General features: G+C 68.7%; 17 protein-coding genes and 1 tRNA gene. 7 read left to right on the forward strand and 11 right to left on the reverse strand.

Features of this window, described 5'->3' with window-relative positions:
• Positions 1-6: 6 nt before the first annotated feature.
• The 4 genes from AB0I69_RS20850 to AB0I69_RS20865 form a co-directional block, all read right to left on the reverse strand.
• Positions 7-1299: a homoserine dehydrogenase gene (locus AB0I69_RS20850; protein WP_363097099.1), complete on the reverse strand. Its 1293-nt coding sequence runs from the start codon at positions 1297-1299 to the stop codon at positions 7-9.
• Positions 1300-1480: 181 nt separating this feature from the next.
• Positions 1481-2872, reverse strand: coding sequence for a diaminopimelate decarboxylase (gene lysA / locus AB0I69_RS20855; RefSeq protein WP_363097100.1), 1392 nt, complete (start codon positions 2870-2872; stop codon positions 1481-1483).
• A 55-nt stretch (positions 2873-2927) separates the two neighbouring features.
• Positions 2928-4079 (reverse strand): ArgS-related anticodon-binding protein NrtL, encoded by a 1152-nt coding sequence (nrtL, locus tag AB0I69_RS20860; protein WP_363097101.1) that lies wholly within the window; start codon positions 4077-4079, stop codon positions 2928-2930.
• A 123-nt stretch (positions 4080-4202) separates the two neighbouring features.
• A complete protein-coding gene (locus tag AB0I69_RS20865; RefSeq protein WP_363097102.1) occupies positions 4203-4775 on the reverse strand; it encodes a response regulator in 573 nt (190 codons plus the stop codon).
• 59 nt (positions 4776-4834) lie between these two features.
• Here AB0I69_RS20865 and AB0I69_RS20870 point away from each other — a divergent pair.
• Positions 4835-4906: transfer RNA gene (locus AB0I69_RS20870), tRNA-Arg, on the forward strand.
• Between the two features lie 439 nt (positions 4907-5345).
• Here the strand turns inward: AB0I69_RS20870 and AB0I69_RS20875 are convergent.
• From AB0I69_RS20875 to AB0I69_RS20890, 4 genes are read right to left on the reverse strand one after another with little or no spacing between them, the layout of a single operon-like run.
• Positions 5346-8123 (reverse strand): DUF3962 domain-containing protein, encoded by a 2778-nt coding sequence (locus AB0I69_RS20875; RefSeq protein ID WP_363097103.1) that lies wholly within the window; start codon positions 8121-8123, stop codon positions 5346-5348.
• Positions 8124-8155: 32 nt separating this feature from the next.
• The gene (locus AB0I69_RS20880) at positions 8156-11668 is read right to left on the reverse strand and encodes a hypothetical protein (RefSeq protein ID WP_363097104.1); all 3513 of its coding nucleotides are present in this window, start codon (positions 11666-11668) and stop codon (positions 8156-8158) included.
• Positions 11661-12806 carry a hypothetical protein gene (locus AB0I69_RS20885; protein WP_363097105.1) on the reverse strand — a complete coding sequence of 382 codons (1146 nt, stop codon included), beginning with the start codon at positions 12804-12806 and terminating at the stop codon, positions 11661-11663. The genes AB0I69_RS20880 and AB0I69_RS20885 overlap by 8 nt, the downstream gene beginning before the upstream one ends.
• Complete coding sequence (locus AB0I69_RS20890; protein WP_363097106.1) at positions 12803-14368, reverse strand: PD-(D/E)XK nuclease family protein; 1566 nt, start codon at positions 14366-14368, stop codon at positions 12803-12805. The genes AB0I69_RS20885 and AB0I69_RS20890 overlap by 4 nt, the downstream gene beginning before the upstream one ends.
• A 44-nt stretch (positions 14369-14412) precedes the next feature.
• On the opposite strand from AB0I69_RS20890, the gene AB0I69_RS20895 reads away from it, so the two are divergent.
• The gene (locus AB0I69_RS20895) at positions 14413-15315 is read left to right on the forward strand and encodes a serine/threonine-protein kinase (protein ID WP_363097107.1); all 903 of its coding nucleotides are present in this window, start codon (positions 14413-14415) and stop codon (positions 15313-15315) included.
• A gap of 30 nt (positions 15316-15345) precedes the next feature.
• On the opposite strand, the gene AB0I69_RS20900 is transcribed toward AB0I69_RS20895, so the two are convergent.
• A complete protein-coding gene (locus AB0I69_RS20900; protein ID WP_363097108.1) occupies positions 15346-18102 on the reverse strand; it encodes a tetratricopeptide repeat protein in 2757 nt (918 codons plus the stop codon).
• Positions 18103-18346: 244 nt separating this feature from the next.
• Here AB0I69_RS20900 and AB0I69_RS20905 point away from each other — a divergent pair, with 244 nt between their 5' ends.
• From AB0I69_RS20905 to AB0I69_RS20915, 3 genes are all read left to right on the forward strand, one after another.
• Positions 18347-18505, forward strand: a complete 159-nt coding sequence (locus AB0I69_RS20905; RefSeq protein WP_329186016.1) for a hypothetical protein — start codon at positions 18347-18349, stop codon at positions 18503-18505.
• Positions 18506-18771: 266 nt separating this feature from the next.
• Positions 18772-19515 carry a hypothetical protein gene (locus AB0I69_RS20910; RefSeq protein WP_363097109.1) on the forward strand — a complete coding sequence of 248 codons (744 nt, stop codon included), beginning with the start codon at positions 18772-18774 and terminating at the stop codon, positions 19513-19515.
• Positions 19512-19790 (forward strand): helix-turn-helix domain-containing protein, encoded by a 279-nt coding sequence (locus tag AB0I69_RS20915; RefSeq protein WP_329186018.1) that lies wholly within the window; start codon positions 19512-19514, stop codon positions 19788-19790. The genes AB0I69_RS20910 and AB0I69_RS20915 overlap by 4 nt, the downstream gene beginning before the upstream one ends.
• A 727-nt stretch (positions 19791-20517) precedes the next feature.
• Here the strand turns inward: AB0I69_RS20915 and AB0I69_RS20920 are convergent.
• Positions 20518-21690, reverse strand: a complete 1173-nt coding sequence (locus AB0I69_RS20920; RefSeq protein WP_363097110.1) for a site-specific integrase — start codon at positions 21688-21690, stop codon at positions 20518-20520.
• Positions 21691-22061: 371 nt separating this feature from the next.
• On the opposite strand from AB0I69_RS20920, the gene AB0I69_RS20925 reads away from it, so the two are divergent.
• The gene (locus AB0I69_RS20925) at positions 22062-22325 is read left to right on the forward strand and encodes a CopG family transcriptional regulator (protein WP_269252378.1); all 264 of its coding nucleotides are present in this window, start codon (positions 22062-22064) and stop codon (positions 22323-22325) included.
• The gene (locus tag AB0I69_RS20930) at positions 22322-22735 is read left to right on the forward strand and encodes a PIN domain-containing protein (protein ID WP_363097111.1); all 414 of its coding nucleotides are present in this window, start codon (positions 22322-22324) and stop codon (positions 22733-22735) included. Before AB0I69_RS20925 ends, AB0I69_RS20930 begins: the two co-directional genes overlap by 4 nt.
• A gap of 859 nt (positions 22736-23594) precedes the next feature.
• Here AB0I69_RS20930 and AB0I69_RS20935 read toward each other — a convergent pair.
• Positions 23595-23915: a helix-turn-helix transcriptional regulator gene (locus AB0I69_RS20935; RefSeq protein WP_363097112.1), complete on the reverse strand. Its 321-nt coding sequence runs from the start codon at positions 23913-23915 to the stop codon at positions 23595-23597.
• Positions 23916-25198: the final 1283 nt, after the last annotated feature.

The raw sequence follows: 25198 nt of genomic DNA on the forward strand, positions 1-25198 counted from the left end.
TGCTGGTTACTCTCCTTCAACCCGCATGATGCTGGCGACACCCCGCACGGTGTCGAGCTTGCGCAACGCCTCGACGGTCCCGGTGAGGGCGGCGTCGGACGCGCGGTGCGTGACGACGACGAGGGATGCCTCGCCGTCCTTCCCCTGCTGCCGAACCGTATCGATCGAGACACCGTGCTCGGCGAACACGGTGGCGACCTGTGCGAGAACACCCGGTTTGTCGGCGACGTCGAGGCTGATGTGGTACCGCGTGACGACCTCGCCCATGCCCGACACGGGAAGCGCGGCATACGCCGACTCGCCGGGCCCGGTGGTCGAGTTGAGCCGGTTGCGGCACACGGCCACGAGGTCACCCATCACCGCGGAGGCGGTCGGAGCGCCGCCCGCGCCGGGGCCGTAGAACATCAGCTGCCCGGAGGCGTCGGACTCGACGAACACGGCGTTGTAGGCGCCGCGGACGGAGGCGAGCGGGTGGCTCAGCGGGATCATCGCGGGATGCACACGCGCGGTGACGGATCCCCCGTCCTCAGCCCGCTCACAAATGGCAAGCAACTTAATCGTGCAGCCCATGTTCTTCGCGGAGGCGAAGTCGGAGGCGGTGACCTCGGTCATGCCCTCGCGGTAGACGTCGTCGAGCCGCACGCGCGTGTGGAAGGCGATTCCGGCGAGGATGGCGGCCTTGGCGGCGGCGTCGAAGCCCTCGACGTCGGCGGTGGGGTCGGCCTCGGCGTATCCCAGGGCGGTGGCCTCGTCGAGGGCCTCCTGATAACCCGCCCCCGTGGAGTCCATCTTGTCGAGGATGAAGTTGGTGGTCCCGTTGACGATCCCGAGCACCCGGTTGACCTTGTCACCGGCGAGGGACTCGCGCAGCGGCCGGATCAGCGGAATCGCCCCGGCGACGGCGGCCTCGTAGTACAGGTCCTTGCCCTGCTGCTCGGCGGCGGCATGCAGCGCGGCGCCGTCCTGGGCGAGCAGCGCCTTGTTCGCGGAGACGACGGAGGCGCCGTGCGCGAAGGCGGAGGTGATGAGAGAGCGCGCCGGCTCGATCCCACCGATGACCTCGACCACGACGTCGATGTCCCCGCGCTCGACGAGCGCGGTCGCGTCGGTGGTGACGAGCGCCGGGTCGATGCCTTCCCTGAGCTTGGAGGGCCGCCGCACGGCGACCCCCGCGAGCTCGACCGGTGCGCCGATGCGGGCGGCGAGGTCGTCGGCGTGCGTCGTCATGATGCGCGCCACCTCTGAGCCGACCACTCCACAGCCCAGCAGCGCCACCTTCAGCGGACGCGTACGCATCATCCGACCTCGTTTCCTCATACCGTCATCGGTTGGACCAGTCTCACTCACCGGACGGGACTTTCTATCCATAGTCCGGATCGTGAGACATCGATTTCATTTCCACGGGGGTGGAAGACCGGAGATCTTCCACCCTTCCTTACGGGCTTCCTTACTGACTTCCCTCTTACTGACTTCCTTTTGTTCAGCCGACGTCGAGTCGGAGCAGGTCGTCCTCAGTCTCCCGGCGGACGATGACCCGCGACTCCCCATCCTTCACGGCGACGACAGGCGGCCGGAGCACATGGTTGTAATTGCTGGCCATGGAACGGCAGTACGCGCCGGTAGCCGGTACGGCGATGAGGTCACCCGGTGCCAGGTCCCCCGGCAGAAAGGCATCCTTGACCACGATGTCCCCGCTCTCACAGTGCTTGCCGACGACCCGGGCGAGCATGGGCTCGGCGTCGGAACGCCGGGACACGAGAGCGACGCTGTACTCGGCGTCGTAGAGGGCCGTCCGGATGTTGTCGGACATGCCACCGTCGACGGAGACGTACGTCCGCAGCCCGTCGAGGGGCTTGATGGTGCCGACCTCGTAGAGGGTGAAGGCGGTCGGCCCGACGATGGCGCGCCCCGGCTCGACGGAGATACGCGGGGTCCGCAGCTTGGCGGAGTCGCATTCACGGGTGACGATCTCGGTGAGCGCCTTGGCGATCTCGTGCGGCTCGCGGGGGTCGTCGTCGCTGGTGTAGGCGATACCGAGCCCGCCGCCGAGGTCGATCTCGGGAAGCTCGACACCGTGCTCGTCGCGGATGTCCTTGAGCAGCCCGACGACACGGTGGGCCGCGACCTCGAACCCGGACATGTCGAAGATCTGCGACCCGATGTGGCTGTGAATCCCGATGAGTTCGAGCCCGTCGAGCTGAAGGGCGCGGCGCACGGCCTCGGCGGCCTGCCCCCCGGCAAGCGGAATCCCGAACTTCTGATCCTCATGGGCAGTAGCGATGAACTCGTGGGTGTGCGCCTCGACGCCGACCGTGATCCGGATCTGCACGCGTTGCCGCTTGCCGAGGGACTGCGCGATGTGGGCGACGCGCACGATCTCCTGGAAGGAGTCGAGAACGATGCGTCCTACGCCGGCCTCGACGGCCCTCGTGATTTCACTGACGGACTTGTTGTTGCCGTGGAAGGCGATGCGGTCGGCGGGCATACCGGCGGAGAGAGCGGTGACGAGCTCGCCCCCGGAGCACACGTCGAGGTTGAGCCCCTCCTCGTGCAGCCACCGCACGACGGCACGAGACAGGAACGCCTTGCCCGCGTAGAAGACGTCGGCGTCGTGCCCGAACGCGATACGCCAGGCACGGGCGCGCTCCCGGAAGTCGGCCTCGTCGAGGACGTAGGCCGGAGTGCCGTGCTGCTCGGCGAGGGTCTTCACGTCGATACCGCCGACGGTGACGACACCGTCCGCGTCACGGCTGACGGTCTGTGCCCACACCTTGGGGTCGAGCGCGTTGAGGTCTGCGGCCGGGGCGGAGTAGTGCCCCTCGGGCAGAACGTCGGCGTGACGGGGCCCGGCGGGGTGTGCGGAACGGCTCATGTCGTATCTCTTCTGTCTCTTCCTGGCGCTCAGATTTCGGAGGTCTTCTTGGCGCTCAGAGGTGTTGGGGTGCGTCGATGCCGAGCAGGGACAGGCCACCGGCCAGCACCGCCCCGGCGGCTTCGGCGAGCGCGAGCCGGGCACGGTGGGCGGCCGAGGGTTTCTCGTCACCGAGCGGAAGCGTCGCGGCCAGAACGGGAAGGGTGGCGTCGGCTACGGCGACCAGGTGGCGGGCGAGCAGGTCGGGGGTGCGGTGGGCTGCTGCGCGGGCGAGGACGCGGGGGTGGTCGGTGAGGGTGGTGAGGAGGGGGGTGGTGTCCCTTTGTGCGTCGTGTGCGCCTTGTATGTCGTGCGCGCCTTGTACGTCTCCGGGTTCGGGGGTGAAGCCGAGGTCGGCGGCGTTGCGACTGACGGCCCGGGTGCGGGCGTAGGCGTAACGGACTCGGAAGAGCGGGTTGGTCTCCCGCTGCACGAGGTGGTCGGCGGTGAGGCGGGGCCGGTCGTGGGCGGCGGGGTACAGGAGGGCCCAACGTGCGGCGTCGCGGCCGAGGGGGAGAAGGTCTACGAGGTCGGGAAAAGGCACGGGCACGGGCCGAACGTGGACGTCGAGCGGAGCCGGTGCCGGTGCCTCCGGGACGCCGTACGCGTCGACGTCGACGATGCCGAGAACGGCCGCCCACTCGGCCTCCGGCCGGGCCTCGCAACTGGTGCGGACGAGGGTGCCCTGCGAACGCAGGAGACGGGCGACGACGTCCATGACGACTAGGGCTCGTGGCTCGTGGGGGGCGTGCAGGTGTACGGGACGGTCGGCCGGGGTGTGTTGGCCGCCGACGAGACCGTCGTAGCTGATGGCGGCCGCCCCGTCGACGAACCCGTACCGCGGTCCGCGTCGCAGGATCTCCTGGACGAGAGCGGTGGACGCCGTACTCCCCAGACTGATGTTGAGGAAACCGGGCCCGGTGATCTCGACACCGCTGACGCCGTGGGCGCCGGCGAGATGCGGCCGCAGCAGCTCGGCGACGCGACGGGGGGTCTCTCCGGCGGGCCGGGCGAGCTGGAGGGCGATGTTGGTGGCGTAGTCACCCCACCCACCCGCCCCCGGCACGGTCACCAAGGCCTTCTCAGGCACGACCACACTCAGCTCCCCGTCCTCGACAGCACGGCGCACCGCGCGCAGCACGGTACGGGAGAGCTCGACGGGGGTCACGGGACAAGCGTATGGGAGGAGGGGGGTGGGTAGGCCAGTCGGTTTGGCCGGGGGTCCGGGATGTGGACGCCGGGCCTGTGCATGGGGAGGGGCTTATAGGAGGGGCCTGTATACGGGGAGACCTCAGCCGCCGGTACGACCGCCCCGCCCGGCCCGCTCGGTCTCCCCCGCGCCGAAGGCGCCGCCGATGGACAGACCACCCGCCGGGTCACGCCGCTCGCGCTCGACCAACTGCCGTACGAGCGCGATGAGTTCGGAAGGTTCGAAGGGCTTGGCGAGAAACGCGTCGACGCCGACGTCGAGCCCGCTCTCGACCTCGTGCTGAGTGCAGGCGCTGACGATGGCGAGGGGCAGATCACGGGTACGGGGATCGCTGCGCAGCCGAGCGGCGGTACGCAGTCCGTCCAGCCGGGGCATGACGACATCCAGGGTCACCACATCGGGCCGCACCTGATGAATCACGTCCAGACACTCGGCACCATCGGCCGCGGTCACGACCTCGAAACCCTCCAGTTCGAGATTGACCCTGATCAACTGCCGGATGACCTTGTTGTCGTCCACAACAAGCACCCGACCCGACGCGCCTGGCACAACTTGAGAGTAGGTCCGGACCGGCCACCGCGTCCGGGTTTTCCCCACTTCCACCCCCTGCGAGCGACCCGGCACGCCTCCCTGACCACCGAGAAACCCGTTCATGAACACCGGGACGGAGCTGGTAGGGTTCTACCCGTCGCCGCGAACACCGCGACGGACACGCCCCCGTAGCTCAGGGGATAGAGCAACGGCCTCCGGAGCCGTGTGCGCAGGTTCGAATCCTGCCGGGGGCACTCCGGATCAAGGCGCTGAACAGCGGAAACGCGGTTCAGCGCCTTTCTTGTGCATGCCAAAACACACACGGCCTACTTGGCCGTGACCACTCGCCCCACCATAGCCCTGATCAGGGGTTTTCCATGGCCGAGCGGACGAAATCCCGATTGTCCGATCCCGCGAAGTTAACTCCTGCGGGACATACGTGGGCCAGAAAGCCGCATGGCGGATCCGTCACCCTCAGGAGGCCGCTTTGACCTGCACGTTTACCGAGCTGGACAGCCAAAAGGGACACGGAGAAACAGGCCGTTGCACTTTCCCGGACCCGATTCGGCACAGTCGCGCGAAGGCGTTCGCGCCCGCCCAACAGCGATATGCCCCCGTGTCCGACTTACGCGAGGGAACAATGATTCCTATCAGCGTCGATCGTTGGGACGCCCCATGCGCGCGGCGCCTCGCTCATGGAGCGGATGACGTGCTCCCCTCCTCCTTCGTTACGGCCACCGGAAGCACGTACTCACCGGTGAGACGCGCCAAGTGCAGTGGGAGGGGCCGGGCGAGCGGCGGATAGTCGTCTTGGTAGCGCAGCTGGTGCGTGAGCGTCGCCCACTCCGTCGGCCGGTCAGGCAGGTCCCCTTCACGCCCAGAGTCCGCCAGTGCCTTCTCCGACAGGCAGCCGAGCACAGTGATCTCCAGCTGCCCAGGGTTCCAGGCCGACTTTCCGGGTGCTGTCCGGCCCTGTGACGTGGGCGCCAGCTTCATGAGTCCCTTCGGCAGTTTCGCCACCGTGTGCGGCTTCGAGGCCGTGCTTGCGAAAACACGGCTCTCCGTCTCCGCCGTCCCCCACACGCCCTCGGCGAAGCCGACGCGGCCCTTGGCGTCATGGGCGTACCACTCCGCTACTTCCTCCCGCGCATTGGCGTCCCGTACGAGCACCACCCGCAGGTCGTCGCCGTAGAGCGTGTGGCGCTGGGCGGGTTCAGTGCCGAAGCCGAGCATGTCGCGGGCCAGTTCACCGTTGCGCAGGCCGGGCCAGCACTGGCGCAGATTGCCGGCGTCCGCCAGCAGGAGCGTCGGGCGGTCGCGGAGTTGGAAGAGCAGTGCGCGGATCTGCCGCTCGGTCTCCCGCTGCCTGTGCTGCTCCACGCCCGGGCGGGCACCGGGCCGGAGCCCTCCCCGGGCGGCCACGCCATCGCCAGGGCCACCCGTATCAGCCTCCTTCTTCTTCCCGGTCTCCGCCACTGGTTCCACTGCCTGGGAGAGCAGCAGCAACAGCTTCGGGTACGGCACCCATTCGGCGCGCTCGGCGTCCCACCCTTCGATGACGCCCGGTCCTCCGTCCCCGGGGCGGACCCGCACCGCGACCAGCCGATGGACGGGGCACCGCGTGGGCCCCTTCCTGGTGTGGCGTACGAGCCAGAGCGCCACGTACTGGAGGTCGTCGGGAACTCCGACCCCCACTCGGTGAGCGGGCGGGCTGATCGCACCGAGCTGCCGGAAAGCATCCAGCCAGGTCCACTTGGCCCGGTGCTCCAGGCCGCTGTCGGTGTCGTCGGGCAGGTTGACGAACTGGCTCAGCCGGTCCTGCCGCGCCCAGGCGATGCGCAGCGCATGCTTGGGATCGGAGTCGGGTACGGCGGCGAAGCGCTCCTTGCCGGCGATCTCCATGATCACGACCCCGGCCGCGTCGGGACGCGGGACCACTCGGTCCGCCACAAGTCGGCAGCGCCCTTCGACGGCTTCGGCCAGCCGGACGGCCCTGGGGCGCCCGCGCTCCCGGGAGACCGGCAGGGCGTCGGCCAGGGGCCCCGCGGGACGGGCTCGTACGCGGATCTCGACCCCCTCGCCCCGCCACCGCCAGGTGTCGTCATCGGCCGGCCCCACGCTCTCCCCGGGAGGGAAGCCGATGAGCTTCGGCAGTTCCGCGAGCAGTGCGGCACGGGTTTCCGAGGACTGCCAGAAGACGTCGATCTCCAGAGGACGGCCGTTGAGTGCGCGTGCCAGCGCCGCCCGCCGCTGCAGGGCCAGCTGCGTGTCCCGGACGCCCGGACCACGTCCGGCTCCCGAACGAGGCAGCAATGAGGGGGTATTGCTCCGGGTGACCCGCGTGAGGTCGGGGACCCGGGTCAGCATGGGGCGCAGCCCGTCCTCGACCCAGGCGTCCAGATCCGCCCGCTCCTGTGGCATCAACCCGGGTCCGACCTCGTGCGGGCCGATCGACGGGTGGTAGACGATGCCGGCGGCCACGTCACCTGACCCGTTGATCCAGCGTTCCGGGTGTGAGAAGAGCGCCTCGGGCTGCGGGTAGTTGCGTACGATGTCCAGCTCGGGCAAGAGCGGTGCGGGGCTGTGGTGGCGCCAGGCCAGTTCCTTCAGCCGCCGGTCGTAGCCGAGGGTGTTCACCATCAACCGGTGGCTCCGGTCCGGCCCTCCCGGCCATGGCAGCGGAGCGTCGAGCAGAACGGTCGCGCCGCCGAGCTGGTGGGGGCGTACGTCCAGCTGGGTGGCCCACCGGCGTACCTGCGAGGACACATGGACGCGGAACCGTGGGGCGAACGGCACGGTGTGGACGGTGATGTTGAGACAAGCCGAGTAGTACCAGGTCTGTCCGCGGCGCTCGTATCGCTGTGGCGGCCAGGAGACGAGTCGCGCGCCGTTGCCCGAGCTCTCGACGCGAAAGTGGAGTGTGGTGCCCCCGGTACGGAACGTCCGGGCGGCAAGCCGGAAGGCGACCCACTCGGGCAGCAGGCTGTAGAGCCGTGCGGCGGGTTCGGCTGTTCCGCCCGCCGAGGTCACGGTCTCGGTGAGGTCGACCGATTCGGCCTCCCAATGTGGCAGCTGGATGGCCTCGGCCGGGTCGTCGGAGCGGAGCCTCTCCTCCAGGTCGGCGCCTTCGGTGTCGTCCTCCTCCCGGTACATGCCCGCCGCCCAGGTGCCGATCACCGGGGCCAGCACCTCCGGCGGGACGGCTTCCCGTGCGTAGAGCCATGGCAGGCGGCCGTCCGTTCCGGCGTTGCGGCCGGTCGCGATGACGCCGGGGGCCATCGCCTGGAGCAGGGAGTTGAGCCTGCGTACGGGGAGCCGATCGGGGCGGACGGAGCCCGTGCCAGCCTCGGCGTGCATCCTGGTGAGCTCGGTGTGCAACTCCTCGCCGAGCCGCAGCACACTCATCTCCTCCAGCCACGGTCCATGGAGCGGGTCGGGTTCGTAGGCCGCGTTGCGAATGGCGTGATACACGAAATTTCCTCCTGGAAGCCGGAGTTCGGCGCTTATGGTTGGGCCGGGGCGGGATCATGGGCGAGCAGACGGGTGAGCATGCGCCGGAGGGGTTCGTACAGGGCGTGGGCGATGAACTGCTCCTCCGCGCTCTTCGTGTCGCCCTCGAAGTACGGGTCCAGCACGTCGAGCACGCTGTGCAGCAGGCTGGACTTGGGGGTGTCGGCCTGCGGTGGTACGGCCCCGCGGTTCGGGGCGAAGGCGGCGTCGACGAAGACCACCCGGGCCGGTACACCGCCGCGCACCAGCCGCCCGATCACCTGCCACATCAGGACCAGCATGTCCCAGGTGACCTGCTCCCTCACCTCGTCGTCGAGGCGGCTCCACGCCATCGAGCGGGCGAGTACCTGGTACCAGCGTGAACGGGCGAGGCGGCGGACCTCGTCGGCACCTTCCTCGACGGTGGGCTGTCCCCGTACCCAGGTGTCGAAGTCACCGCCGGTGACGGCGCGGACGATCCAGTCGTTGACGGCGTGGACAGCCAGGGACAGGTCCTCGGGGTGCGGATTGGGCCGTGCCAGGAAGTAGACCGTGCCGATGGCCGCCTCGTCGTCGTCGTTGAGAATGTTGTGGCCTCGCTCCACGGCCAGCAGGGGCGCCACGAGGATGTTCGCGTCGAGGTCCTTCAGGTGTTCGACGTCGCCCCGGCGCAGTGACCGGGCACGGTAGGCGGACGGCGCCTCGTCCTCCGGGGCGATCTCTTCGTCGTCCGAGACCAGGCACAGCACGCTGTCGCGCCAACGGGAGTTGAGGTTGTGGAGGGTGTCGGCCACGATGCGCGCCTCGGCGTAGCTGCCGACCAGCAGGAGGATCTGGTCGCGCTTCCCCGGGCGAAGGGAGAGCAGCTCGCGCTCCAGCGGGCCTCCTTCGGGGGCGTCGTACTCCCCGGCGCCGAGGTGGGTGGCGATGCGGCGCAGCTTCTCGGGGCGGTCGTCCGGGTGGGTTCCCGACAGGCGCAGCTTCTCGTCGCCGTCGTCGATGAACTCGAAGCGCATCAGGCTCTCGTTCGCGATGCGTTCGGTCACCTCGGCCGGCGGCTCGATGATCACGCCGACCGGGACGCAGACGTGGTAGCGGCTGGACGCGCCCGCCCAACTGCTGCCGGACATGAGCAGCAGATGGGCGCCGGGCCTGCCGTCGACGGAGGCGAGGTGGGGCATGGCGCGCAGCAGTTCACGTCCGACGCCGCTGCAGCGGAAGAAGGTCAGCTCGCCGCTGCGGACTCCGCCCTTGTCCTCGCCCGGGACCCGGAACTGGAAGCCGAGTACGTTGCCCATCGGGGCCTCAGGCACCATCGGGCCGTAGTCGAGCGGCCGACGGTACATCGTGTTGTAGCCCAGGCTGAGGGCGGCCTCGACGCGGGGCCACATGGCGTTGATCATGGCGAGCCGGGGTTCCAGGGCGCTGAGCAGCAGCGTGAACTCGAAGCGTTCGGCGAGCTCCCTGTGCCACTGCTCAGGTGTCTGGGGCGCTGGCTTGGGCTTCCGGCGGCGGCCTCGCCCCTGCTGCCGTTCCTCCTCCGCGCGCTGCCACTCGTCGTACTTCTCCTTGTACGTCTGCTGCCGGGCGGCCATGTACTGCGGGTCGATGTGGAAGACCTCGTCCATGACCTCGGCCAGGTGGCGCCGGGTGTTCTCCGGGTTCCCGGTGTGGAGGAGTTCGTTGAGGAGGGCGGTCAGCTCGCTGAAGTCCTCCTCCGTCCTGCGGCGGCGGTCGCCGAAGGGGTTGTCCCGAAAGGCGTCCAGAAGCTTGCCGAGAGCCTGTCTCGGGGCGTGGTTCCGGTGTTCCGGCCCGCTGCCGTCGGGGAGTTCGTAGCGCTCGTCGAGCAGTCCGAGCTGCAGCGTCCAGGCGCTGAAGTAGCCCGTCCGCACCCACCTGCGCAGGTCATACCTGGCGACGAGCATCGCGTACAGCCGGTCGGTGGCCGATCCGGCGGTGTTGAGGGCGGCGGCGAAGGTCTCCACGTCCCGTTCGGAGAGCTGGGTGCGCCCGCTGGCCGCGAGTTCCCGGATCTTGTGCCGGCTCAGCTGGTCGATGAGGCCCTTGTCCTCGTCGCTGGCGAGGACGACGGCGGGTGCGAAGGTCTGGTCGAACTGCATCTGCACACGGTCGGCCTCGTCGATGATCACGAGGTCGCTGCGGCGGCAGGCGAGTTCGAGGTAGCGGATGCGCTCGCCGTTCTGGGGGCGGGGCGGTGAGGCGTCAATCAGTCCGGCCGGCGTGGCCACCCAGATCAGGGCGCCGACCAGGGTGCGGGCTCCGTGGTACCGGGGGCAGGCGGACCAGTACGGGCAGCTCGTCGCGCTCCTCTGCCATTCGGAGGCCCGACCGCCACCCTTGTCGCGCCTCGGGTCCGACGGTGGCCGGAGCCGGGAGCAGGGTGCCTCGCCGAAGGCGAGCGGCTCGGTGGACGAAGTGGCGCCCTGCCGCCTCACGTTGAGCACGCAGGAGGTCCCAAGGTAGGCGAAGGCGGGGTCGTCATGGGCGAGCAGCCGGTGTTCGCCCCGGCCCGCCAGCCGGCGGTGCAGCCGCTGGGCGTGCCGCTCCCGACCGGAGGACCCGAGCACGGGTGCGGCGGCGCCGTCGGTGTACAGGCCGTAGAGCCGGACGAGCTTCAGCACCTCCGCGACGTCGGTGACCACGATGGTGGTGCGCTTGTCGAGCTTGGCGAGATGGACGGCGATGATGTCGCGCAGCGTGCTCTTGCCCGCGCCGACGATGCCGAGCAGGTGTTGGATCCCGTCGACCGTGAACGAGAAGTCCTCGTCCTTGCCGGCCTTGTGGAACGTGCCGTTCTCCTTGGCGGACAGGTCGAAGGCCCGCAGCCGCTCCAGCCAGCGCGGCGGCCTTCCCTCGCCGGCGCGGGCGTGCGTGGCGTCCATGTCCGCTGCGGTGCGCTCCAGGCCCTTCCTGGTGAAGACCAGGGGCTCTCCGGCGCCGGCCGGTTCCAGGTCCATGTCGTGGGCTACGAGGGGGGTGTGAGGGACGGACGGCAGATCGACGACGGCCAGGGTGCGGCTGACGGGGAAAGCGTGCGGGCCCTGGCCCGCGACCGGCATGCGTTTGCCCGCCAGCGGCGGTGCGACACGCAGCAGTTGCTCGTAGACGGGGAAGCGGTCTCCGGCGACGGAGAGTTCGCGGCGGGTGGCGGGCGACTCGGTGTCCGGCACGTCGTAGCCGCGCACCCTCGGGTCGAACAGCTGGTAGGTTTCCAGCGCCTCGCGCCAGGTTCGGCCCCTGCGCAGGGTCCACAGCGAGTACCGGGCGACACGCAGCGTCCGCGCGGTGTCCGGCGGCAGCTGTGCTCCGTGCGCCTCGGCGAACCCGTATCCGCTGAACAGCGCCCAAGCACTGCCCGCGGGGCTGCCCGGCATCAGCTTCTGCTGAAGGTACAGGCCGAGTTCCACCTGGCAGAGATCTTCCAGGGCGGGTTTGCGGACGGCCGGCCCAAGGAACGCCTTGAGAGCGCCGAGCACGTCAGTCAGCGGCGGGGTGATGCTACGCATCGTCCTTCTCCTCTCTCCGTGCCCGACCCAGGTCGGGCACGAGGTTCACGGGTGTGGTGAGCACCAGCCGATCCCGCAGAAGCACGGGAAGGGCGTCGGCGAAGGCCCCCCGGTAGCCGTCCCGTCCGGCGAGCGCGTCCGGGACCACGACGAGGGTGCGGTCCGCGAGGGGCGCGCTGTCGGTGAGATGTGCGGCGAGGAGGGCCGGCTGGAGGCGGTCGTACACCTGGATGTCGACGATTCCGGCACCGGTGTCCCTTAACCGGTAGGCGGACAGAGGCCCCGACAGGGGCTCATGGTCGATCCCGGCGCGATCCAGCGCATCCAGGGCGGCCTCTTCGGTCCGATGCGGCAGTGCGAGGAACGTCCGCAGTGAACGCCGCAGGATCCACGTCTGTTCCGGATCACGGATCAGTTCCGGAGGGTCGTCGCGCGGGCATTCCTCCCCCTCGCACCAGATGTCCGTGTCGGTGGCGGACGGCCCGGGTACGGGCACTGCCCGGTCCCTGGGCAGCATGGGGAGTCCGCACGAGGGGCAGCGCAGGAAGTCGCCGTCGACGAGCAGGGATTCGGGCAGCGGCCCGTAGAGGTCCTTGACGCGGCTCCAGACGGCCTTGCTCCAGCCGGGCCCGAAGCGGTCCTGCTGGTGGACCACCGCGTGGCGGGCCAGGAAGCTCCGACACTGCCGGTAGCGCTCGCCCGTTCCGCACCGCGCTTCCAGGTCGCCCAGAAGCGCGCGGGCCTGCGCCGCCACGCCCCCGTCCGGCCCGTGCGAGGCGACTTCGAGGCACGACCGCGTCGGCATCCGGCCGACCGGGTGTACCAGCGTCGCGCCCGGGGTGACCAGGGAGGCGGGAACCGCGAAGAGCGGATCGCCCGCCGGCTTGGTCCGGCACCACTCCCACAACTCCGGAAGGCTCCTCGGCGGTACCTCCCCGACGCCGAGGCAGTGCATTACCGTGCGGTCCAGCGCACGCTGGGCGACGCCGGGATAGGGCAGAGCGAACGAGCGCAGGCCCTGAACCTCGGCGAGGGCAGCCACCATGCGGGCAAGTTCACGGAAGAGTTCGCTTCCCGCGCCCTCAGAATCCTCCCCGGTGTCCGGCCGGTCGGCCCGGCTCGCCGCCCCCGCCCTCATGCCGCGGCCTCGATGGCGGCCGACACCGAGCACCAGCGGGCCACTTCGCACCGCTGGCAGGAGCGTCCGGGCACGGCCGTGTAGCGGTCGTCCCCGTGCCAGTCGGCCACCATCGTCCGCAGGACTCCCTCAGCCGCGGTCCGGTTGACGGAGGCGAAGGGGTCGATGATCTCCAGGTCGGCACCGCCGGGGCGGAGCACCTCAAGCTCGACCCGGGCACGGGACGGAGCGCCGCCCAGGTCACCGCGGCCGATCAGCACGACCGCCAGGGCCAGTTGGGGGTAGAGCTCCAGCAGGGGGCGGTTGGACCGCCGGTCGGCAGCGGAGGTCTTGGTCTCGCGCCATACCCATGAACCAGCGTCCCGGTAGAGCAAGTCGGGTGCGGCGATCACCACCACATCGGCGACGGTGTCGTGCCGCACCACCCGGGGCTCGGTCCGCACGTCCGTCCCGTCCCCCACGTACCGCAGCGGGCAGACCGCAGCGTGCCGCCGCAACAGGAGTGCGCCGAGCGTACGTTCGTGAGCGGGCAGGTCGAATCCGTCCGGTACCCACTCCTCGGGAACCTCGACCGTGCACGGTCGAGGTGATCCGTGGCCGTGCCTGTCGGCGAGGTAGGCGTGCAGGGCCCGACCACGCTCGGCCGTCACCTCTCGCTCGACGGAGTCCGCTGTGGGCAGGTGCAACCGGCGCATGTGGTCGCGGGCCGGGCAGACCCGGTAGTTACGCCCGTTGGTCACTGACCATGTGCGGCGGGGCCTGTTCGACGACTCAATGCCCAACAATCCGGGCGCCGCGCGCAGGGCCGGGCAGACCGACAGGTAGGCGCATTCGCCGCAGGCCGAACCGGGACGATATTCCCGCCCGTCCAGTACGCCGGCCAGGGCGTCGGGGCCGTGCTCTCGGTACCGGGCGAGCGCCTGCGCCCGGCTGCCGCCGAAAAGCTCCCGCGTACGGCCGTCGAAGAGCGCGAACTCCACGATCCGTACGTGCTCCGGCGGCGGCCCGGGAGTGCCCTCGGCCAGCACCAGGGCGACGGCGGCGATGAACCCGTCGGGCGGTAGATCCCGGTTCAGGCGGTGCACGGGCAGCCGGAGTTCACGGTAGGCGCCGTCGGCGGAGGCCAGGCAGCGGCCCCACACCGTGAAGCGGTACTCCTGGGCGTTCCGCGAGTCGGGACCGGGCGGCCGGTAGCGGTACGTCCACGGCTCGGGGACCTCGTTCAGGGGGAGTTCCGGATCGGCAGGGAAGGCCGCCTCGTACGCCTTCACACCATGGTCCGACCATGTCCTCAAGCCGTCATGCAAGGGTGCGGTACGCGTCCGGGGCAGGCTGCCGGAGGGCCGGAAGCGGGCGTCGCAGGCGGCCATGAAGGGGCCGAGAGTGAAGTTCTCCAACCGCTCGCGGCGGCGCGGTACGGGGTCGGCGGTGTGGTAGCCGCGGGTCTTGAGAGCGTCAGCGGCAGGGCACCGGAATTCGCCTCCTTTGAACATTCCGGCGGATACCGTGATGACTTCCGAGGTGCGGGTCACCCCGTCGGGGGGCAGCCACGGCTGTGACATTTTCTGCTCCATTTCTGTACGGACGAAGGAAAAGCGGGGTTGCCATGCGGGAGATCGAGGAGATCGGCAATGTGGAAAAGCGCTACGAGGTGCTGGACATGGTCGGTGACGGCGGCCAGGGCGACCTTTTCGTCGGCCGTGACCGCACGAGCGGGGAGAGGGTGGCGCTGAAGCTCCAGAAGGCCCGTGACCTCGGTCCCGAGAGCGACTTCTCCTGGGCGGGCAGGAAGCTTCTCGACGAGGGCTCCCGCATGATGATGCTGTCTGGAATTCAGGCCATTCCAGAAATCATCGCCACTGGGACACACCGAGGACGCCGATGCCTGATCATGGAGTTCGTCGAGGGACGCCAACTGCAGGACGTCCTGTTGGCGGCCCGGCCTGTCAGGTATCCCGGGACCGTCGCGTCTGTCATTGGCCAGCTGTGCGAAATTCTCCGAGAAGTACACGACCGGAATCTGGTGCACTGCGACCTCAAACCCGAGAACGTCATCGTGCAACCGGACGGCCGTCTCCGGCTCATCGACATGGGCCACGCGATCATGGCGGGCGAGAAGACATCCCACGAGCGCGGCACGCGCGGTTGGGCCTCCCCCGAGCAGTCCGACGCGTGCCCGGAAGGTCTCACGCGGCGGGCGGATATCTTCGGGCTTGGCTGCATCCTGCTGGAGATGACCGTCATGCGGCTGCCCTACGGCGGGCTGGAGGAGCGGGCGGAACCGGGCGGCCCAGTACTGCCGGCTGACAAACTCGCCGAACTCCCCCCGGAGTTCGCCTCCCTCGCGCTGTGGATGGTCCGGTGGGAGGCGGAGGAGCGCCCGGCGGATGTCCGTGAGGTGTTCGACCAACTCCGCCCGCACCTGCCCCTGTTGGGCTCGCAGCGTCCGCCGAGGCGGCTGCGCCCCGACCCGACCGAGTACTACCGCACGCATCCGCCTCGGCTGTGACGATGATCCGGAAGTCGCCGGCCGGGCGGGTCACCTCAACCCTTCCAGCAACTCCCGGACCTCGTGTACGCCTTCGCCGCCCATCAGTTCGCGCAGCACGATGACTCTCTCCAACTCCCGTACCGCTGTGTCGGTTTCACCGGCGGACACCAGGACGTCCGCGAAGAGCATCCGCGTCTTGTCCTCGTTGGGCCAGTTCTCCTGTTCGCGATAGATGTCGCAGGCCCGCCGGTACAGGGAGATGGCCTCGTCCCGCTCAGCGCGGGCCAGATGGACCTTGGCCAGGGTGAACAACACGTCGGCCAGTCCGCTGCGCTCCACCGTGCGCTCGACCACGCCCAGGGCGTCGGCGCACCGACGGAGCGCCTGCGCATGCTCGCCCCGGTCGTGGTGAAGCGCGCCGAGGGCGTTCAGGGCGGCGGCCTCCCCGACCGGATCGGACACCTCCCGGCACAACTCCAGTGCCTGGCACAGCGCTTCCTCCGCCCCCGTCCGGTCGCCCTGCTTGCGCAGGGTGATCCCGAGCCGGTGCAGCGAACGGGCAAGACTCAGCCGGCCTGCCTCACTGTGGTCCTCCTTGCTGAGCCGGACGGCACGGTGCAGGTGGCCCACGGCCATGTCGTACTCGCCGAACCGCCACTGTGTCCCTGCCAGCATCCGGTGGACCATGGCGCAATCGACCGGGGCGGCGGCGGATTCGGTGGCGTCGACGGCGTGCAGGAGGTTCCTCCGCGCGTCGCCGAGGAGGTGTCGGCGCCACTGATAGGTGACCAGGGCCATCGAAAGCAGCCATGTGTACCGTTCGATGCCCTGGTCGATGGCTAATCGGATGCCTCGCTGAACAGTGGCGTACTCCTCGTCCAGGTACGCCATCGCCTGCCCCGGTTCCGCGGGATCGGTGACCGTGACCCCGTCGGGCTCGCCGATGGGCAGGGCGCGCTCTCGGTCGAGCACCCGGTCGCAGGCGCGGACGTTGTGCAACTGGTGTTCCAGCACCTGCCGTACGGTCGCCCGCTCGATGTCCGTCGTCTCTTCGTCCGCCGCCGGCCGCGCGTGCCGACGGGCGAAGGCTCGCACGAGGTCGTGCAGCCCGTACCGGTCGCCCTGGCGCTCCACCAGGTTCGCCGCCACGAGCTCCATCAAGGCCCGGTCGGTGCGCGCCCCTTCGCCCGCCGCCCTTCCCAGGTCCATCACCGCCTCCCAGGAGGCTGTGGGCCCAGGGTGAACGGCGAGCTGCCACAGCAGCAGCCGGGCTTCCTCACCGAGCACGCGTACGGAACAGTTCAGCGCCGCGCGGACCGACAGTTCGTGCTCCGGCATGTGCAGGGTGTCCAGCCTCGCCCGCTCCCGCTCCTCCTCCATGTCCCGCACCAGGGCGGGGAGGGTACGCAGCGGACGCGCACCACCTTCCAGGAGGTGAGCCACCACGGTGAGCGCCAACGGCAGCCGTCCGCAGAGGTGGACCAGTTGGCTGAAAGCCCGTGCGTGCTTCGCCCGGTCCTCGACCGACACCTTCTCTTGGAGCACCTCCAAGGCATCCGCCTCTTGCAGCGGCTCCATCTTGCGAAACAGCACCTTTCGCTCGGACTGCAGGCGCAACAGGTCGTTGCGGCTGGTGATGATCACGGCGCAGGTGCCGTCTCCGGGGAGCAGCGGCAGCACCTGCTGGGCGTTGCGCGCGTCGTCCAGGACGATGAGTACCGACCGGTGGGCCAGTGCCGACCGCAGCGCATTTCTCTTGCTTTCCGGTCCGGTCACCGTGGTGTATGGCGGCAGCACGGCCAGGAACCCATCCAGGACTTCGTCCGGTTCGGCGGGCCGCACGTCTCCGTCGGCGAACCCGTTCAGTCCGGCGTGGAGCACCCCGTCGGGGAACCGCTCCCGAAGCCGACGGGCGAGGTGGTTGGCCACCGTGCTCTTCCCGACACCCGCCATACCGCTGATGAGAACCAAGGCCAGATTGCCGGCGTCCTGTTCCTCGCACACGGCGTCCACGAGGCTGCGGATCAGTTCGTCTTGGCCGACCGGCCTGCGACTGCTTCCGGGCAACTGGTCAGGGACAGGCGGCAGGAGCGTCCCACCGGGCCGGTGGGCAACTCCCCGAACCTGGTCGATGGCGCTCCGCAAGTCGGCGTCCGGGGTTCCGTTGCGCTTCGTCCACGCGTTGATGAGCCGTTCACGCCGACGCTGTGGCAGGTCGCCGTGGGCGAGCAGGTAGAACCGGAAGACCTGGGGCAGTTCCGGTGTGCGCTCGAACCACTTCTCCGTCTCCTCACGGAGCCACTTCTCCTCCCTGGATTTGTAGGCGGCGTCCATCCGAGCGTGCACGGCGGCCATCAACTCGGCCCGCAACGCCTCCCGGCGCAGTTGAAAGCCGCTCTCGGTCAACCCGCGCAGCGGTTCGCCGCCGTCCCACTCCTCCAGGGCCGCGCCAAGTAGCTCGAACCGCTCCGGATGGTTCAGCCCTGCGGCCCTCGCCACCCGGTCGCGGAAGCGGAGCAGGTCGACGCCGCCCTCCGGCGCGCGGAGCGTGCAGTAACCCGACTTGCCGCCATGGGGCACGACCTCCAGGCCAAGTCGCTTCCGCAGGTCGGAGACAGCACGGTCCACCAGGCTGCGGGTGTTCTCCTCGCCCTCCCAGAGGACTTCGGCGATCTCCTTCCTGGTGCATCGGCAACCCGCTGATGTCACCAGAAGCGCGAACAGGCCGGCTGCCTTCGAACCGCCGCAGACCCTTCCATCGCCGTCCCCTTCGACTCTTACCGGGCCCAGCACGTACCCCTCCATCGCCCTTCCCCTCTCCGCACCGGAAGCAGTGTTCCGGGCCTCCGATGGCGCCCCCTTCATCTCTACGTTGCGATGTGCCGCTTCACACGCACTTGCTCCTTCACGCCCCCGGGCCTCAGTTTTCCCTCAGTTTCCGCTCCACGGCCTCCTCCCGTCCCCGTGCACGATGGCACCAGCCGCTCGCAGAAACGCGAAGCGGCAGCGTAGTCATCCATCGACCCATCAGAAAGGAACCGCAGGTCTTATGAACAACCGACAGCGAAACCGTCGGGCGAGCCGTCTGCGCAAGTCCCCCGACTGGCCGCCGACCCGGCGTCAGCGGGCGGCCGACCGGACCGAGGGCACCACACCGGCGACCCCGCAGGCCGAAGCGCCGGACGTCTCTCCCTCCGAGACCGCCTGAGCTCCACAGCTCATGGGTGGGTGCCCGTCCCGGGCGGGCACCCACCCACTGCGGCCCCACCCCTCTGAACTACTCCGCCCGGCGAGCTCGCGGCCCTTCCGCACTGTCACACGCTCGTGGTCAAAGGCGGCGATTCCCGGTCGACAAGACCGGCACCGGCGGCTCTTCAGCCCGTCCAGCACATCGACATCTCCGGCGCCTTCAGCACCTTCGGCGTCTTCAGCCCAGAGAAAGGACATTTACTGATGCATCCACCATCCACCAGTATGTTCGCCTCGGTGAGGCGGCACTTCGACGACCCCCGAGTCCGCGACTCGGTCCTCGTGACCGTTCCCTCAGCCATCGAGGGGGCTGAGCCGGTCCGGCTGACCGCTGCCGAGACACACGAAGCCTTGTACGGGCCGGGCTCCCACCCGCAGTTCGCCGCCGAGGTCTGGAAGGAGGTACTCAGCACCGCGCTGCGTGACCTCGCTCCACACGGCACCGGCACGCTCCTGGCGATCTGGCTGGCTTTGCCCCGGTTGACCGGGACGGTCTACCGCGTCTGTACGCGCCTGCGTGCCGATCGGTCGGACGTGGAGGCCGAGATGGTCCTGGCCCTCTTGGAGGAACTGGCGGCCCCGGACGCCGCGAGCCGCCTCTCCGGCTCCTCCCTGATCCACGCAGCACGCGCCAGGGCGTGGTGCTTCGCCCGAGACGGCCTGCGGGAGCTCCCCTCCAGCCATATCGAGCGCATCGCCCAGGATCACGCGCTCAACGCGTCCGACGGGGAGGCGGACGCCACGGCGCAGCAGTGCCTGGACGTGCGGGTAGACCGTCCGGACGGCCCGGACGGGCTGCACGCCCCGCTGCGCTTCCGGGTGCGCCCGGAGCATCTGCGCAAGGGTGCCCTCGCCGACACCGACGACGGGACGAGGGACCGTTCGACGCACCACGCCCCCCGGAAGAACCGACGGTCCGAGCGCCGCGCGGGCACCCGGCCGGTCCGCCCTGCGGGGAGGCGAGCATGAAGGACCCGACAGAGGGCCGACTCAGTTTCTCCGAGATGTTCGACCTGCCCGTGACAGTGGACCTGCGGACGGCGTGCCGAGCGTTCGGGATCGGTTCGACGACCGCGTACCGGCTGATCCGCGAGGGCGAGTTCCCCTGCTCCATCCGCCGCGTCGGACGCAGGTACAGGATTCCGACCAACGAGCTGATGCGCGCCCTGGGGATCGAGGACCACGCTCTGTACAGCGTGGACCTGAAACTGGACACAGACGGCCCGAGCGCCGACTTCCGATAAGGAAGAAGTGGGGCCCCGTGTGCCCACCACCGTGCAGCCCCGTGGCTGATACCAAGGGGCTACACGGCCTTGCTTCTCCCCACACCGCCCGGTCCGTCACTCGATGGCGCCTAGAGTCGCCAGGCCCGGATGATCGTGTGCCATGGCAAAGTCGCATGGTTGGCCTGAGGTGAGACCTCAGCGCCGGCTGTGACAGAGGGTTCGGGTTCCGTACACGGAGGAAGGCCTCCGTGTACTCACCGAAGATCGAAGGCAAGGCGGTCGTATCCTCAGTCCCGGGGACGCGCAATGAGTCGAGAACGAGGACTCCACAAAGCATGAGCAGCAGGCCGATCGGCACGACGCATCGTCAGAAGCAGCGTCGAAATGACTTCTCACCGCCCGGGCGATGATCGAGCCAGCGAACCCTTCACAGAACCGCCGGTAAGAGACGTGTGTCCGTCCCGTGACAGGCTCCACGTCATGCACTCCGAGAAACAGATCGATGCCACCATGCCACACCTGAGCAGCCTAGGAAAACTGCAGCTCAGACTCCCTTTGCAGCAGGTTCCAGCGCCGCCACGCACTCCACGTGATGCGTCATCGAGAAGGCATCGACCGACCCGCACCACACACCCGCTCAGTTCTTCGACACCAGATTCCGATGGACGAGTCGGGGTGCGCGCCCGGACGCGTGTGCGTCGTGTGCACCGTCAACCGCCTCGCCGGAATCAGGCGCCTGCGAGCGCTACTCGTATTCGCGCAGGAGCCTGTCGATGCGCTGGTTGGCGATCTCCTGCCGCCCGTACAGACACTTGGCGTACGTGGTCATGAGCACCTCGACGCTGTTACCGGCGCGCTCGGCCACCTCGGTCGGGTCGACGCCGGCGTTGAGCCAGGTGGACAGTGCCGAGTGGCGCAGATCGTAAGGGCGGGCCGCGAGCAGAGAGCACACCAGATCCGGCGGAAGGCCGAGTTCACGGGCCTCGTGCCAGGCACGGTCGTAGGTACTGGACCCGACGATGCCGCCGCGCTCATTGAAGAACAGCCGCCCGTCGTCCGCGACGCCGAAGGTGTCGATGCTCTCCCGCCAGAGGGCTACCAGTTCGGGCGGTAGCGGTACAGGTCGGGTGTCGTCGGCTGGACGGCCCTTGAGTCCACGTTCGTCGTGGGCTCTTCCGGTGTCGGTCCACCGCTTGCCCGCCTGCGGCAGTGTGCGGTGCACGGTCACCTGGCCCCAGCCCTCAGCAGGCAGCACGCAGTTGGGCAAAGACACCCCGACCGCTTCGGCGGGGCGCAGCCCGGCGTAGTACATCCCGGCGAACAGCCCGACCAGCCGCCGCCCACGAGCCCGCCGGTAACCGCCGACGTAGGAGACCGCGCACAGCAGGGAACGTGCCTGGCCGGGGTTGGCGACCACCCGCGGGTCGACCTGGTCGACGGTCTCAGCAACGTTCCACTTGATGGGAGCGAGCGGGTCGGCAGGCAACTTGCGCTGCTCGAGGGCGTATCGCACGGCGTTGACCAGGACCTTGTGCTTGTGCCGCTGCGTCTCGGCCGCCGCCACCGCGCCATCCTGATTTAGCCGCAGCGCTGTCAGCAGGGACCGCATCATGGCCGGATCCATCAGATCAGCCAGCGGACGCGAGGCTCCCGCCACCCAGCGCAGGGCCAGCCGGACGTCAGCCGGCATCTGACGCGGCTCCGGCCGCGGGACGACAAACGCCCAACCCCGCATCGCCCGCCGCAGCAGCTCATCGCTCGGACGGCCCCGCACATCCCGGAGCATCGCCCGGGTGATCGCGCACAGCGCGTCGTTGGTCTCGTCCCGGGTCTTCGCCGCGATCAGCGGCCACCTCATCTCCATGTACTCCAGAGCAAAGGCGTACCAGCTGATCCCGGCCGCGCGGCCCTGGGGCACGCCGCGGCTGATCCCCGCAGGGGACTCATCCGCAACGCCCTGCCGAACGGCACGGAGGAGCGCGGCGCCCAGGTCATCGGCCAGCGCCCTGACGTCCGTCGCACCCGCCGTGCGCCGGCCGGCTACGGCCCTTCCTCCACGTCTACGGCCGGGGACGCCGTGCGCCTGAGATTTCGAGTTCCTCATGACGTCCACCACCTCTCTGACACGTGAACGTCTCGGATGTCTATATCAAGCCGGGCAGCAACAACGCCCCCTGGAGTCTCGTCGTACGCCCAAACCCAGATTCAAGCGTGCGTCGGACCAGACCCGCGGCGACTGTCTCTGCCAGCCCCATCCGACAGAGGAGGATGCACAGTAGGATAGGTAGCATGAGCGAGCCTACCGGCAAGTACTCGATCACCATGCCGCGCGATATCGCCGAAGCCGCCAAGGCCCGCAGTGGCCCCTCCGGACTGTCCGCTTACGTCGCCGCAGCCGTCGCCCGCCAGATCGAGCGGGACAACCTCAACGAGCTCATCACGGTGGCGGAGGCCGAACACGGCCCCATCAGCGACGAAGAGGTTCAGGCTCTGCGCGACCAACTCCACCAAGCCCGAGAGCAGCAGACCCAAGGCGGGGCGAACGCCGCGTGACCCCTTCCCCCGCCGCCCCCGGCGGCACCCTGGTTCTCGACAGTGAAGGGCTGGCCAAGGCCGTCCTGCGCGACCGCACTGTCACCGGCTGGCTCGCCCTCGCCCGCGCCGACGACCTACGGGTCATCACTTCCGCAGCCACCCTCGTGGAAGTGATCCACCCACGGATCAATCGCCCAGCCCTGGAATGGACCCTGTCCCGCCTCGTCATCGAACCGGTCACCGAGCCCATCGCCCGTCACGCCGCCGCCCTCCTCGCCGACGCCGGACTGCACGGCCACAAGTACGCCATCGACGCCATGCTCAGCGCGACGGCCCTCGCCGCGCCCGGTCCGGCGACGATCCTCACCTCAGACCCCGAGGATCTAACCGCCCTGTGCGGCTCGCGCATCACCGTCATCAAGGTCTGACGCCAGCGACCGAGAGCAAATATTCACATCCCGACATTCAATTTCGGAGCGTCCGTCTGCAAGGTCATCGCACGCTTGCGCCGACCAACAAAATGAGATGGATCAGTCCTGCTTGGCGCGTCAAAGGTGGGATCAAGCATTCGGATCCCTTTGTGACGCCGTGGAGAGCGTCTCATCAGAGTTGAGCCCATTCGGCAGCTTTCCGCCCGCTCCCTCTACTTCTCCCCTGAAACTCTGCGAGCCGTCGCCAATTCGATACTGCGGACCCTCCGAAGCCAGCGCGATAGGGCATATAGGGCACCGCCGAGAATGCCGCACGGCTCCCATATCTCCGTCACTAGAGCTGGGATCCCACCTCCGTCCACGATGTAAATGGCCTGCCCGCCTACCACAGTGGCAATGAAGCCATTAGTCCGTGAATCCGATGACAAAAACCAATCGACCGGACGCCACAGCGGCTGCATCACATCTTGTAACCGATACCGGATCGCAGCAAGAACGAAGCCGGCAGCGCACCATTGCTGCTGCCGCGGCGTCAACGTCAAGCCGTTCTCCGGATCTCCCGCAAGGTGGGCGCCCCACGGTTCGAGCATTTCGCGGCGCTCACCAGCTACCTTTGCAGCCCACCACGTAACCTTCCAGGCAACCTGCGACCAACGACATTCGGACTGCGATCGGCTCCACTCGCCTTGGTCAGCCCACCGGCGCAAGAAAAGAAATGCGATCAAGGGAAAGCCTGGCCCGGCGGCGGACAGGAGCGTTAGCGGATCCGTTAAGTCCCCGCCTGATTCACGCATCACTCGTGCCGTTCCCGCTACCACCCCGGCGTCCAGGGCGAGCAGGAGCACAGTCGACATTTTCACGCCGCGCCTCCAGACCAGCCGAAGCCAAGCGCTGCGCGCCGAGTTCGCCTGGCATCCAGCGCAGCCTGGGCCTGACTCCGCCCAGCGCCTGTCAGTTCGTAGTAACGGCGCGCCGGGCGGCCCGGGTGAGGGTCCGTCTCGTCATAGTTCGTCACCCAACCACGCTCCAGTAGGCGGTCAAGGATCGGATAGACGGTGCCGGAACCAAGGTCGGCATCGCGGCAGACACTCAGCCCCCAAGCGGGAGCGTCATCCGTCGCGGCCAGTAGCACCTCAAGCACGGCGATGGTCGGCTTCGTGAGCCTAGGAGTTGGCATACCCCCAGTAGAGCATATATCGAGTACGACTCATGAAGCCGCCCCCGCCCCTGCCACACCCGCCACGCGGCCTCATCCGCCTTGATGCCCGAACAAATAGCCGCGCGCCATACACGGCGGTCCCACCATCGCCACTTGACGGTCAGTTCTGCTATGACCCGGAAGCTGTCCGATAGCCACTGGGGGCGCACCCCCGCACACCGCCACCGCCAAGCCCGTGCACGGCTGCGCCAGCCAGGGCGCCTCACCTCTTGAATGTCGAACCTGACCGACCCCAAGTCCAAACGGCCGCGATCGAAGACCTGACAGCGCGCCAATTCAGGGATGCACCCTGTCGGCGCCTCCGCGCGAGCGCAACACACCGAGCCCTCACCGACCCCGGCAAGCGGACCTCAACCGACCCCTATGGCCGCCTCAACCTCACCGGGTTCTTCGCGGCATCAGCCACACATCCTTGACAATGGCGTGCGACCCACCAAGCTTCACCGACTCCGCCGCCATCAGCGTGAGTGATCAAGACCGAGGATCTCCGTGATCAACGGGCGTCCACACTCTAGATAAACCAGACATTTAAGCTATTTCATCTTCGCGGGCTATGCGCGGGACGGCGAGCCTGACATCTCGTCAGAAATGCCACCGACCTGCGAAAAGCCTTGGGAATCCAACGTCCTCCGGAGCCGTGTGCGCAGGTTCGAATCCTGCCGGGGGCACCTTGAAATAGGTGCCCAAAGACCCCGCCATCAGCGCTTCAGCTGAGGACGGGGTCTTCGCGTATGTGCAGACAGGTGCCGCCGGAAGCAGCTGTTTGCCAGTGATCACGTAATGACGACGTAATGATCTTGGCGGCATTTCCGGCAGGCCAACGTCCGCTTGCCGTCTCCTTGTCCCGTCTCTGCGCAGGCAGCCAAGTCTCTCCGTCTGACCGCGTTCAAGTGAAGATCCCGGGCATGTGGCTACGCGGCCCGTCTTCAGCCTTCACGCTGGCCACATGTGAGGTCCAGCCTTACAAGACCCTGGGTACGGACGGCCAGCCCACGCCCATTCGACGCAACCACCGCTGTCCGCATGCGTCTTGGGCTCGGCCGCTCAGGACTCCGCCAAGGCCCTGCTGTCCTATACGGCCAGCACGTTGGATCAAGGAGGAGAGATGCTGGCCAACCTACTGCCTGGCCTTCGTGACGTCCGGGCACGGGCCTTCCCCCGTGAAGGTGGGCACGCGGTTATTGATCACGCGGCGAGCGTGAGTTTAGCGGTGTGGTGTCGGCGTTCGTATTCGTTGGGGC

It is taken from the genome of Streptomyces sp. NPDC050508, from assembly GCF_040655155.1.
Taxonomy (GTDB): domain Bacteria; phylum Actinomycetota; class Actinomycetes; order Streptomycetales; family Streptomycetaceae; genus Streptomyces.

Bases quoted from the DNA above. Each gene is read 5' to 3' on its own strand.
- lysA (WP_363097100.1), bottom strand. From the start codon at position 2,872: ATGAGCCGTTCCGCACACCCCGCCGGGCCCCGTCACGCCGACGTTCTG.
- AB0I69_RS20880 (WP_363097104.1), bottom strand. From the start codon at position 11,668: ATGCGTAGCATCACCCCGCCGCTGACTGACGTGCTCGGCGCTCTCAAG.
- AB0I69_RS20935 (WP_363097112.1), bottom strand. From the start codon at position 23,915: ATGCCAACTCCTAGGCTCACGAAGCCGACCATCGCCGTGCTTGAGGTG.
- AB0I69_RS20865 (WP_363097102.1), bottom strand. From the start codon at position 4,775: ATGAACGGGTTTCTCGGTGGTCAGGGAGGCGTGCCGGGTCGCTCGCAG.
- AB0I69_RS20895 (WP_363097107.1), top strand. From the start codon at position 14,413: ATGCGGGAGATCGAGGAGATCGGCAATGTGGAAAAGCGCTACGAGGTG.
- AB0I69_RS20850 (WP_363097099.1), bottom strand. From the start codon at position 1,299: ATGATGCGTACGCGTCCGCTGAAGGTGGCGCTGCTGGGCTGTGGAGTG.
- AB0I69_RS20915 (WP_329186018.1), top strand. From the start codon at position 19,512: ATGAAGGACCCGACAGAGGGCCGACTCAGTTTCTCCGAGATGTTCGAC.
- AB0I69_RS20890 (WP_363097106.1), bottom strand. From the start codon at position 14,368: ATGTCACAGCCGTGGCTGCCCCCCGACGGGGTGACCCGCACCTCGGAA.
- AB0I69_RS20900 (WP_363097108.1), bottom strand. From the start codon at position 18,102: ATGGAGGGGTACGTGCTGGGCCCGGTAAGAGTCGAAGGGGACGGCGAT.
- AB0I69_RS20885 (WP_363097105.1), bottom strand. From the start codon at position 12,806: ATGAGGGCGGGGGCGGCGAGCCGGGCCGACCGGCCGGACACCGGGGAG.
- AB0I69_RS20910 (WP_363097109.1), top strand. From the start codon at position 18,772: ATGTTCGCCTCGGTGAGGCGGCACTTCGACGACCCCCGAGTCCGCGAC.
- AB0I69_RS20925 (WP_269252378.1), top strand. From the start codon at position 22,062: ATGAGCGAGCCTACCGGCAAGTACTCGATCACCATGCCGCGCGATATC.
- AB0I69_RS20905 (WP_329186016.1), top strand. From the start codon at position 18,347: ATGAACAACCGACAGCGAAACCGTCGGGCGAGCCGTCTGCGCAAGTCC.